At 54.7% G+C, this 11849-nt stretch carries 10 protein-coding genes; 3 read left to right on the top strand and 7 right to left on the bottom strand.

What is annotated here, in order from left to right; all coding sequences use genetic code 11:
- Together BMX17_RS17975 and BMX17_RS17970 are read left to right on the top strand one after the other, a co-directional pair.
- The coding region (locus BMX17_RS17975; protein ID WP_092662662.1) for an IS6 family transposase at positions 1–424 on the top strand (424 nt) is incomplete at its 5' end.
- Between the two features lie 182 nt (positions 425–606).
- Positions 607–1287 (top strand): IS6 family transposase, encoded by a 681-nt coding sequence (locus tag BMX17_RS17970; RefSeq protein WP_092662643.1) that lies wholly within the window; start codon positions 607–609, stop codon positions 1285–1287.
- 189 nt (positions 1288–1476) lie between these two features.
- Here BMX17_RS17970 and BMX17_RS17965 read toward each other — a convergent pair whose 3' ends face one another.
- On the bottom strand, positions 1477–1815 hold the full coding sequence (locus BMX17_RS17965) for an acyltransferase (RefSeq protein WP_092662641.1): 339 nt from the start codon (positions 1813–1815) through the stop codon (positions 1477–1479).
- Between the two features lie 660 nt (positions 1816–2475).
- Here BMX17_RS17965 and BMX17_RS17960 point away from each other — a divergent pair.
- Complete coding sequence (locus BMX17_RS17960) at positions 2476–4674, top strand: DUF2206 domain-containing protein (protein WP_092662639.1); 2199 nt, start codon at positions 2476–2478, stop codon at positions 4672–4674.
- Between the two features lie 555 nt (positions 4675–5229).
- On the opposite strand, the gene BMX17_RS17950 is transcribed toward BMX17_RS17960, so the two are convergent.
- From BMX17_RS17950 to BMX17_RS17925, 6 genes are all read right to left on the bottom strand, one after another.
- Positions 5230–6426, bottom strand: coding sequence for a nucleotidyltransferase domain-containing protein (locus tag BMX17_RS17950; protein WP_092662635.1), 1197 nt, complete (start codon positions 6424–6426; stop codon positions 5230–5232).
- Positions 6427–6618: 192 nt separating this feature from the next.
- Positions 6619–7704, bottom strand: a complete 1086-nt coding sequence (locus tag BMX17_RS17945; RefSeq protein WP_092662633.1) for a glycosyltransferase family 4 protein — start codon at positions 7702–7704, stop codon at positions 6619–6621.
- 87 nt (positions 7705–7791) lie between these two features.
- A complete protein-coding gene (locus BMX17_RS17940; RefSeq protein ID WP_244515048.1) occupies positions 7792–8964 on the bottom strand; it encodes a glycosyltransferase family 4 protein in 1173 nt (390 codons plus the stop codon).
- Positions 8961–10271, bottom strand: coding sequence for a sulfatase-like hydrolase/transferase (locus BMX17_RS17935; RefSeq protein WP_092662630.1), 1311 nt, complete (start codon positions 10269–10271; stop codon positions 8961–8963). The genes BMX17_RS17940 and BMX17_RS17935 overlap by 4 nt, the downstream gene beginning before the upstream one ends.
- Entirely contained in the window at positions 10268–10480 is a 213-nt protein-coding gene (locus BMX17_RS17930) for a hypothetical protein (RefSeq protein WP_092662628.1), read from the bottom strand. Before BMX17_RS17930 ends, BMX17_RS17935 begins: the two co-directional genes overlap by 4 nt.
- Before the next feature lie 13 nt (positions 10481–10493).
- On the bottom strand, positions 10494–11771 hold the full coding sequence (locus tag BMX17_RS17925) for a sulfatase (RefSeq protein WP_092662626.1): 1278 nt from the start codon (positions 11769–11771) through the stop codon (positions 10494–10496).
- Positions 11772–11849 lie beyond the last annotated feature (78 nt).

The raw sequence follows: 11849 nt of genomic DNA, 5'->3' as shown, positions 1-11849 counted from the left end.
GCCCGAAACTGGATGCAGTCCGGATCACGTTGCGGTTGACGAGACCGTGATCCGACTCAACAACGAGCAATATTGGCTGTACGCTGCGGTCGACCCCGACACGAACGAATTACTCCATACAAAGCTTGAACCGACGAGAACGAACGTTATTGCTCGCGCATTCTTTGCCGAACTCCGCGAGAAACACGACGTTGACGATGCGGTGTTTCTCATCGATGGTGCAGCACCGCTGAAAGACGCCTGCCAACGACACGGCCTCGATTTCAGATACGAACGCCACGGAAATCGGAACAGTGTCGAACGTGTCTTCCGTGAGGTAAAACGCCGTACTTCTTCGTTCTCAAACTGTTTCAGCAACGCCCAGCGAGACACAGCTGACGACTGGCTCCAATCATTCGCCTTCGCATGGAATCAGCTAATCTGAACACTACCAGTTGTAATACCCGCAAAATTCACGATATTATTCTCTGACAGCGTGTCCGCACCCTTTCCACTTGCATTCAAAGCGGCCAGTCCGTACCTTTGGAGTCTGAAACCAACAGTTCGAGGCCGCACTGTCTAGTTGAGGGAGTTTGAGAAGTGAGCAGGTCGTAGTGAGTGGTGCCTATGACACTCAAAGACCTGCTCAGAGAGAACTTAGAGGTAGACGATGAAGACGTTTGGGAGAACGAGCGCACGCCGACACCCGTGCGCTGTTTCGCGGTTCGACTTCACTCGATGGGGCTGTCAGTGCGTGAAGTCGAAGGTGTCTTAGCCTGGCTGGGTGTCGATCGCTGCTATCAGGCGGTCTGGAACTGGAAGGAGAAGTTAGCTGAGACCCAGAGCGACCCGCCGACGGCGGAGCCGTCGCGGGTCGCGGTCGACGAGAAACAAATCGAGGTAGACGGCGAAAAGAAGTGGCTCTATGCCGCGATCGACACGGACTCGAAACTCCTGCTAGAGGTGGACGTGTACAGCCGCCGCGGGACCGACCCCGCGGCGGCGTTTCTCCACCGTCTCACCGAGAAACACAACGTCTCCGAGACGGAGTTTCTCGTCGATGCTGGCGGGTACCTGACTGCCCTCGCTCGTCAGGAATTGAGCGGTCAGCTCAACTATACTGACCGGAACCACATCGAAAAGTGGTTCCAGACCGTGACCATGCGAATCGACCGCTTCCACTCGTTTTGGCGGGGCAGTCAGGCAAGCGCGAAACGATGGCTGCGGCGGTTCAGACACTACTACAACCGCCATCGGCCGAATCAGGCATTAGATGGCCGCACTCCTGCCGAGGAGGTGCTGAACTAGACAGTGCCTTCGAGGCAAAATTGTTTGGTTTGCTAGATATATGGATTTTAACATCTTATAGACAGTCTATTTTTTAGATGAGTATTGTAAAATCGGTGGTCTTTGTACTATAAAGAATATTTTCACCAAATTATAGTGTAAATATAATAGAATATAATTAGTATGCACATCGTTTGATAATTCTGATTCTCAGCGGCTCCAAGCTATACCACTGCCTTCCAGTATTTCCGCAGGACAACCACCGACAATGGTGTTCTCGGGAACGTCATTGAGGACCACACTGTTGCTGGCGACGATTGCTCCGTCACCGATCTCGACGCCTTTCGTAATAGTCGTATCGTGACCGATCCATACATTATCTCCAACCACGATGGGGGATGATCGTTTGCGTTTCTCTCCATTGACCCAGAGTTCGTGTCGATTACTATGCAATAGTTGCACGTTCCAGGCAATGCTTACTCCATCTCCGATCGTAATTTCGTCGGCACACAGAATTCTGACGTTCGAATTTAATCGACAGTCACCCATCGAGAGATCTCCCTCGACATGAACAACTGAGCATGGCCCAATAGTAGCGGACTCTTCGCCAGAGTGCGTGACCGTACTCCCGGGTGTAGTTGTAAAAACGGACTTTCCCGCCCGGGGATGTGAAGCACCGGTGTTATACAATCCGACTGTTAAACGTTCGTTGATAAAAAATGACGATTCTGGATCAATCTCAGTAATGACCTTTGAACTGAATAGTAGGGAGGAGGGTTTATTTGTATGTCTGATGGAATGATATTGTGACTTGACGATACCACGCAAACCCATCTTTTTTATTGTGGATGATATCCCCATGTTATATCTCAGTAAACAATAGTGTGTTTTTGTTCGCTTTGTCTCATTTTGAATAGGTGTATCTAAATATTGTGCCTTCCCCTGGGAACATATTCACCTACAACTGCTTACCGATTGTTAATATAATTTAATATCAGTAATTGACTCCGAATGACGTGCGGTCGGAACCATGGCTATCTGAGATCTCCACGGTTTTAGTGTCCAGTTTCACTAATTGTAGTTCAGATACGCTGACGGCTGGCTTGAAGCATCCACTTTTGCATGGACTTAGCGAATATGGAACTACCAGGAAATCAGACGGAATGAATAAGTGTACCAATCGTTGTAATTGAGGTAGGTCGACACTGGATGAGTACTACGTTCCCGACGGTCCGGTTTGCCCGCCGACTCGGGGCCTCGTCGACGCCACCGTCGGTTCAGTTGTCGGCGTTCGTGTTGTTCGTATACACTATTTGCTTAGTACCGGTTAACGTAGCCGAACTCTCCGTCGTGCGGGCCGTCTTTGGGTTCGTCCTCCTATCGTTCGTGCCTGGATATCTGGTCGTTGAATACCTGCGCGATGAGTTTAGGCCGGTCGATTTCCTGTATGCTGTCGGACTCAGTGTTTCATTGTCGATGCTTCTCGGATGGGCTGCAAACTTTCTGTACCTGCAACTAGAGGCCGGGCCCGAACCGTTCGGTCAGCCGACGACACCCCTGTTGTACGTCGGTGTGTATAGTCTCCTAACTACACTCACCTGGTACGCTGGCGACGGCGTGTCTACCCAGCCGGTTGATCTCCTCATCGGCGACGCTGACTTCCGTCCGCTTACAATCCTTGCTATGATTCCAGTGTTGGGGATCGCAGGGGCCCTTCTCATCAATCGAATAGGACGCAACGAAGTGACGCTTCTTACTATTCTCCTCGTCGGACTGGTTCCGGTCGTCGTCTACACGTTCGACAGCGACAAGAGGTACTACGCAGCCGCCATCGCAGCGATCTCACTCACACTCATCCTGCAGAATACGGTCATCATGACGTATCTAGGGCGTGGTGACGGATTGATAGAGTACGAGATTGGAAAGCGAGTGATCGCGAATGGATACTGGATCCCTGGTGGTGGCAAAGCAGGGATGCCGAGGATTGGGGTCCTTCACCCGGTATATGCCCTGGTTATGGACATGAATCTACTCTGGGAGTTCAAACTTGTCCATCCTATTCTCTTCGCACTCGTCCCACTAGTAACCTACAAACTCACAGCTCGGTATTTCTCGAAAGACATCGCCATCCTGAGCGCAACGTTATATATCTTCTTGCCTCGGACATACCAGCTTCTCGGTCGAAATACCCGGACTGGGGCCGCGATATTCTTTGCGGCGTTCCTGTTGCTTGTGCTGCTTGATGATGAGATAGACCAACTCCATCGATCGGTGCTCGCGGTCGTGTTTTTCTGGTCAGTGATCAGTTCACATTACGGGGTCGGCCCACTGGTCCTATTTGGTCTCATCTTCGCCTACATTCTGAACGTGGCATCGTCGTTTCTCTTGGGGAACAAGTGGCCATCTCAGTTGCCCTCTGAACGGATCGTTCTCTACGTTGCGCTTACTCTCGTGTGGTACCTTTACCTGACAAGTGGAACCCTCGGATTTGTGGCCAGTGTTATTATCGGACAGACTACTGGGCAGGTATTTCTCACGAGTTCGAGCACTGCCACACGCTCGCTCGCATTTGGGATGCCGTCACTTTCCTATCGGGTGATGCTGTACGGCCATCTGTTAGTTGGGGTCATGAGTACCCTGGGAATGGGCTTTGTTTACCTCCGGTATCTTGAAGACGGAATTCCGTACTGGGAACGCCTCAGAACGTGGCTACGAAAAAAGGTTTACCCAGGATTATCTGATCGAATCCTAAAAGATTCGAACTATATCCACCTTGCGGCCGGAATCTACCTTTCATTTCCGCTTTCGTTTGGCCCGCAAATCCTGAGTGCTGGACGGACGTTCGGCCTCGTTATGATGATCCTTGCGCCGTTTCCCATTATCCTCTTGTACTCGACTCGTCTCCCGTACGTGGGGGCAAAGCCAGCACTCGCCGCGCTATTCGGATTGCTGATTGTTACATCTGGATTCATCCCAGCAGTGGTGACTCACGATGTCTCTCCACAACCGGAAATAGATGGACAGCGGATCGTGGAATCAGGAACGAGGCTTGAGCAGTTTAGTTATTACCGCGTCTCATCTCAGAAGAACAGCATTTTCACCTCGAATTTTATTCTAGGCCATTTCCCGAACGACGCAACTATCCACAAATCGAAGCTTGGAAAATTCAACCAGCAGTTGTATGAGGGTCAACGACGGGCAAATGTTGGATTCACACAATTGGAAGCGCCAGGTGAAGCCGCACAAAAGTATATTTACTTGTCAGAGACTGACACAGTGACGGATACAAATACCAACGGATTCCGTGGCTTCACATACTACACATACGACCCCCTCTACCCGTACGACACAGCGAGTACTATCTATACGACGGGGGATGATCGAATTCATTACAACGACCGGACGTAGTTTCAGGCACCGAGATCTACCCGTGCTATTTGAGGTAGTTTCCGCTAGCGTTGAATGATAGCTTTACACAGAGCGTGTCATAGAAGAGTTCACATGGTTCGCTGAGCCAGCTTAGACAAGTTGAAACCGCCGTACACTTGGTGCACGCTGTTCTCAGGTTGTTTTAGCTATGGCGAAAGAGAAGTTCGGCGTCGCTGTTGACGAGGGAATTGTGCGAGAAGTGGATGAATTGGTCGCTGAGTGTGACGATCTCGGAGCCAGTCGCTCCGAGATCGTTGAAGCCATCCTCACAGCGTTCGTTCAATCCGAGACGGACCACGTTGAACGGGTGCGAGAAATCATTATTCGGAAACGAAAGGGCACTCTCTAACTGATTTTAAACTTCGTGCACCGAGTGCACGTTCTTTTAAGCTAATAACCTATTATAACAGTAAACAGACTGACTATAGTGTGTGAAGAGTTCTATGACACGCTCTTACACAGATTAGATAATCATAACGGCTGGTAACGTTTGTGAAATCAGCTCAAAACTCCCCTACTTATCATCACTATAATTCAACTGATCTTGTCGGCTAACCGGCCCCTGTACTCGTATAATAGCCTGATTGGGCGGACGACCCGGTAAAGCGGCGATAACCCCGCGGGGAGATCAACGAATTCAAAGTCGTCTTCCCGAGGATCTGTGAGGACACTTATCCAGAACCGCGTTTTCATTGCCAGATTCGGATGGAGTTTCGATCGGAGCCGAAAGTCCGCGATGTGCGTCCGCTTGTCGTGTTTGTTACTGGCCCATTCAGCGGTAAAAACCCAGTCGAGAATCGTATCGGCAACATCCTCAACAACGCGAATCGATTGGGAGGGCTCGTTGAGACGACGCTCGATCGAAGGTCGAAACGACGCATCGAACAGTTCCCTGGACAATACGATTGCCAGTAATACCATCCGTTCACAGCCCATGCGTTCTGCGCGGTCGAAAAGCGCATCTGTATCTGTGGTCTGATGGATCAAGATGGCAACTGCGAGAATCCACTCGACCCGAAACCAGCGATGCTTCGAACCATGGATCGCGTGCGCGAGGACAGCATCCGGTGTCGAGAGTGTTGGCACAGACTGGCCCCCAATATCTACCTCTGTCTGCCGGTTGTGCAACGCTTGGAAATTAAACTGAAACGGGAAGTATCGCGGAATGATTCGGGTATGCAAATCCAACAATATCGATTCATCGGGTCGTTGAAGTATACTCTCGAAAAGCTGTTCCTTCACAATCTTCTGTTCGTACCCTTCTTCTCGAAGGACTTCAAGCGCAGACTGGTGATCTGATGGGTCGACCAGCAAATCGAGATCGACAAACCGGCGATACGAAATATCGCCATATGCCCTGCTCGCAACTACTGGCCCTTTATATGCGAGTACACAAACCCCATTTGACTCAAGCTTCTCTACCAGCCGCACGAGTTCCGCGGACATTGCTAGGTTGCGTCGCTTCACCCGATTAGACTGTGATTCGAGGTTCTGGTAGAGAACCTCTGGGTAGTCTAAATCAGGATTGTCACGAAACAGTTTGAACAGCAGAAATTCCATTCGGTGACGCCCAGCTAATTCACACGCCGACTGCCAGTCGACATTGTCTGTCGGTACTGAAAATGATACTCCGTCTTGGTCGTCCAAGAGAAAGTTTTGGCCACACCACGAGAGAACACGGGCCTCGGTGGGCAATTGCAAACGTCTGTCGGTGGGAGTATCAGTGTTCATCGTCGTTCGAATATCGAGTTATAAAACAAACATGTACGAGCACATATAGCGTTGTGGGAAGTAACACTCTCTACTTCTATCTCTTCCAGGGTGCGAATATATGAGCCATTGGGATTTCCGAACCAAGATATCGAAGTTAATCGGATCAGGCTGAGAAAGAGTATCGGAAGAGCATGATTTAGCTATACTCGTTCATTTCGACTTACTCCCGACTGCATCTCTGAGCTGTGACTCGAATTCAGCAAGATCTCCATCTTCGGCGAGCAGTGTATCCTCAATCGAACTTGTTGCCGGAATAGAGTCGTAAGCGACTATCTGTGTCCCAAAGCGACTCGCCTCCGAAAGAGGCAAGCCCCACCCTTCGGAGAGCGAACACGTTGCGTACACATCGCTACGCTCGTAGAGGCCTGCTAGTGTTTTATCGTCGACAAAGCCTGTGAATATCACATCATTGCCAGCTCGCTCACGTACGGACTCTGAGTAATCGTCCATGTTCTCTTTTCCCACCAGAACTAGTTTGCAGTTGTCCCGGATGTCGGTGACTGCCTCAAATGAGTCCACCAGTTCTTCGATGTTTTTTCGAGGTGAAATCCGTCCAACGTGGAGGACTACAGTGTCCGTCGGGTCAATGTCGTACCTGTCTTCAATCACATTCACCGATTCAACGTCAGTGAACCGCGATTCCGGGACAGCATTTGGAACAAAAATAGCATTTCGTCCAGTCTTGGATTCGATGTACGAGCGTGACTTTTCACTCACAGCACAGATGTGGTCCGCCCGTTTGATCGCGAAGTTCTGTGTTTCGAAGTGATGTTGAAGTTTCGCCCACACCTTCGCTACACCGTCAAAGAGTTCGTCCGACGATTGCGACGGATGGGACCAAAATACGTATTCCGTATCGTGAACGGTCGATGCTACGTAGCTCAATACGGAAAACGGGAATCGATGTGCGATGACGAGATCTGTTCCGCCAAGATCAGAGAAAAATCTCCAGCCATCTGGTGTGACGGGAGTGAGAAGTTTATCAAGCTCTTTGTAAGGCGTCGTTTCGAACCGCCCAATTTCGTGTAATTCGGTGCTAGGTGGCGACTCTGTGGTGGCGGTGAGCGTGTAAATGTCGACATCATATTCCTGTTCCGAGAGCGCGAGAGCTTGTTGTTCGATTACCCGAGCGACACCCCCAGTATCGCTGTAGGACGTTCCACAGATAGCGATCGAATTCACTTCCGAGGACAGGTCATTGACGAAATCGACGACCGATGGGTAAGTTTTCTTCATTAATCCATTACCTCACACTGGTACACGTCGATTGAGACAGGGTGGCAGTTCGACTGAAAAATTCTAGACTGACGAATTCGAATCATGTTACCCATGGATTGCTCCTTCGTACACCGCTTCGACGCGTCCAGCGATCTCATGCCAGTCGTGAGCGTCAGCCCACTCCACACTCGACTGTGCCATCGCGTCGTACGTGGCTGGTTCCAGCAGCAGGTCAGCCATCCGATCGGCGAGCGCGGCTACGTCGTCGCGCTCGACCAGATACCCCGTCTCGCCGGCGTCGACGGCGGTCGGAACGCCCCCAACCTCCGTGCCGACGACCGGGGTTCCACAGGCCATCGCTTCCAGGAAGACGATCCCGAAGCCCTCGTACTCCGAGGGAAGGACGAACAGGTCGGCCGAGGCGTACAGCTCCGGCAACTCCTCGTCCGGGACGAACCCCAGGAATTGAACGTCCTCCCGAACACCCAACTCCTCGGCCAGGTCCTTCAGCGAGGACTCCAGCCGACCGGTCCCGGCGATCAACAGCTCGGCGTCGGTGTCGTCGAGTCGCGCGAACGCTCGAATCGCCTTGTCGATTCCCTTGCGAGGATCGAGACGGCTGAGTACGAGTATCGACGTTTGGTCGTTGCTCACCGAGGGGTGGTCACCCGTCGTCTGCCCGAACCGGTCGGTGTCGATGCCAGGCGGGACGGTGACGAGTTTCGATTCGTCGAACCGGTACAGGTCGCGCAACTGCTCGCGCGTGTGGTCGCTGACTGCGACGATCCGGTCGGCGAACCGGCCGCTCACTGCGTCGAGTACCACGTTGATCGGGTGAAAGACGTACCTGAAGAGATAGTCGGGCGGGCTCTGTGGGTCGACCGACCGAGCCTCGTCGTAGGATGTTCCGTGGCTCGTCAACACCAGTGGCGCGTCCAGCGATTCGACGAACCGCGGTCCGAACGCACAAGTTGAAGCTGGCATCAGCGTGCCGTGGATCACGTCGTACTGGTCGAAGTCGATCCGCCGACGGCAGGCGATACTAAAATACGCTGTCGAGATCACGACCAGCGGGCGGGCCTTCGTGATCCGCGTCACCGTCACGTTCGAGTCCGTCGGCGGCGGGTCGTCGCCGTCGGGAACGGCCTGCGTATACACGTCGACGTTGTGACCCCGCTCGCCGAGTGCGTTGGCGAGTTCGTAGGCGTACGTCGCGCCCCCACCGGTCCGGGGCGGGTACATCTTCGTGATGAAACAGATATGCAGCGAGTCGGTCATACGGTCGACTCCTCGCTGACGACCGCGGCCGTCGCGGTTCCGATAGCTTCCTTTTCAGCCTGTGTTTGTTCGTGCCGTGTCAGAACCTCGGACAGTGCTTCGGTAACCTGTCGGTGGTCCCTGGACACGTCCGTCGACTCCTCGGGGTCGTTTCGCAGATCGTACAGCCGTTTCGTCTCGCCGTCGCTGATCAGTTTCCACTCACGCGTTCTGACGGCGAGTTTCCGGTTGTTCTCGATCTTCGACACCGCGAACGGTTGCGTGTGCGACTGGGGATCGAACGTTGACGGCTCCGCGAGGTCGACCAGCAAATCTGGCATCGAGCGGAGCGAGAACTGATCCGTAATCTCGCCCGTCGAGTCGGCGTTGTGGACGAACGTCGGAACTCGGAGGTTCTCGTCGTAGAGTGCCTGAGGATGGCCGAAGTTCCCGTGTTCGCCGATGGCCTCGCCATGGTCCGAGCAGAACACGGTCACCGGATCGTACGGTGCGACGTTCTCGTGGAGTGCGTCGACGAACGCGTCCACCGACCGGACGGCGTCACGATAGGCCTTGGCGGTCATCTCCCGCGCGTGGTCGGGGATCTCCTCGTCGGCGATTTCGCCACGCCAGTACCGGAGGATCGAGTAGTACATCTGCCACGCCGACGCTTCCTCGCGAAACCGTCGCGGCGTTATGTATGGCTGGTGTGTATCGAGGATGAACACCCACAGGAAAAACGGCTCCGAGAGCTCCGACAGCTGGTCGGTGATCGACTCGAAGTAGCCCGTCCACTGCGAGAACCACTCTTTCTTGCCGCTCCAGTCGAATGGATCGACGGGCATCGCCTCGAACCCCGTGTCGGCAAGTTTGAACAGCGTCGAATCGGACAGCTTCGACGAGTCGATGTCGTCGCTATCGGCACTGATCTCGACGAACTCGTCGAACCCCGTGTGGAAGTTACTTTCTCGGGTCGTCCATGGATTGGCTGTGAAGGCGGCCGTTTCGTATCCCTCCTGTTGGAGCCGTTCACTCAGGTGCCGAAACCGGGCCATATGGCGACCGATACGTTGCTGTCGCCCGCGCCAGTCCGCCATCGACCACGACTGGTCGTCGGCCATGAACTCCCCGGTGAACATGACGGGAACCGAGGAAGGTGTTCGAGGCCCGGCCGAAACCGCCTGTGTGAACGACAGGCCATCGCTCGCCAGCGAATCGATCGCTGGCGTCAGGTCCGAGTCGGGATTCACGAACCCACAGTGGTCCGCACGCAGACTGTCGACCGTGACGAAAACGAGATTCCGGTTCGGCGAGTCGGTCGCCGTCATTCGTCGAGATACCCCAGTGATTGGAGCCGATCCTGTACGTCGTCCCGGGGGGACGCTTCTTCGGACTCCCGCCCACCGTCGTCGTCGAGTCGTTCGAGCACCGATTCGAGGACGAACTCCGCGTACTCGTCGGCCGTCTCGAACTCGGTGTGTGCTGCTCGATCCTCGATACGTTCGATCAGCGCGTCCGAAAGTGATATGTCTCCCATTGATACTGAAACCCTATTTGTACCCCAGCGCCGACAGTCGGTCCTCAATCTCGTCGCCGACGGCGTCGTCTTCGTCGGTCGTCCCGATCCCACCGCCGACCTCGATTCGCTCGCGAATGTGATCCCGCAATGCCTCGGCCACGTCGTCTTCCTCGCCGGGCCCCGAAAGCGAGAGGTCGCCGGCCGTCGTGTCGTACTCGCCGAACCACGTCGCCGAGCGCCCGCGAGCGCTGAACCGACGGACGTGTGCGTCCTCGTCCTGGCCGCGGGCCTGCGAGAACACCACCCGGTCCTCGTACGCCGCCGGTGTGTCGGCGATTGTCCGAAGATCCGAGCCCGGAAGGCCCTCGCTGGACACGCCCGCCGCGCCGAGGACGGTCCGGGCCACGTCGAGCGTGCTGGTGGACGCGTCGACGGTCGCCGAGTCGAGACCGGGACCGGACAGCACGAGCGGGACGTGGACCAGTTCGTCGTGGAGGTACCGCGGGTGCTCGTAGTAGCCGTGTTCGTCGAACGCGTCACCGTGGTCGGCCGTGACGATGACGAGCGTATCGTCGAGCAACTCCCGCTGGTCGAGTTCGTCGAAAAACGCCCGGAGCTGGTCGTCGGTGTATCGAATCTCGGCGTCGTAGAGGTCGATCAGCCGCTGTCGTTCCTCGTCGGTGATGCTGTCGGGAGCGTCGATGGCTCGCTGGTACAGCGACTGTGCCGCGGAGTCGGAGACGACTTCCCCGTGAAACTCCCGCTGGTACTCGGCCGGTGGCTCGTAGGGCCCGTGGGGGTCCATGTAGTGGTTCCAGAGGAAGAACGGCTCGTCCACCGAATCGAGCCAGGCCAGCGACCGGTCGTTAATCTCTGACGCGCGCGCGTAGTGGCGGTTCCGGAGCTTGTCGAGGGCGCGCTGGGCCAGCGCCAGCAGTTTGTTCTTCCCGAGGTGGAGGTCGTCGTCGAACTCGTCGAACCCCTGGTTGAAGCCGTAGGCACGGGACACGAATGGGTTCGAGTGGAAGCCGGCGGTGGCGAACTCCGACCGTTGTAACGATTCGGCGACGGTGTTCGCGTCCCGGTGGAACTTTCCGTCGACAGCCTCGTCGGGATAGCGTCCGGTCAGGATCGCCGGGACTGCCTCGCGGGTGTGTGAACTCGCACTGAACGCTCGCGAGAACCGGACGCCGTCTTCGGCGAGTGTATCGAGAAACGGAGACGTGTCTCGCTCGTACCCGTACGACGAGAGGTGATCGGCCCGTAGGGCGTCGAGCGTGACGAGAACGACGTTCCGCGGCGAGGCCATTACGATCGATTCCGTGTCGGCCGAGTATAATGTTTCTCATTCACCACAAAGTTTCGCGCCACCGTCGACCGAAATAGC

Source organism: Halorientalis persicus, assembly GCF_900110215.1.
In the GTDB taxonomy this organism is placed as follows: domain Archaea; phylum Halobacteriota; class Halobacteria; order Halobacteriales; family Haloarculaceae; genus Halorientalis; species Halorientalis persica.
This window is presented reverse-complemented; position numbering and strand designations above follow the sequence as displayed.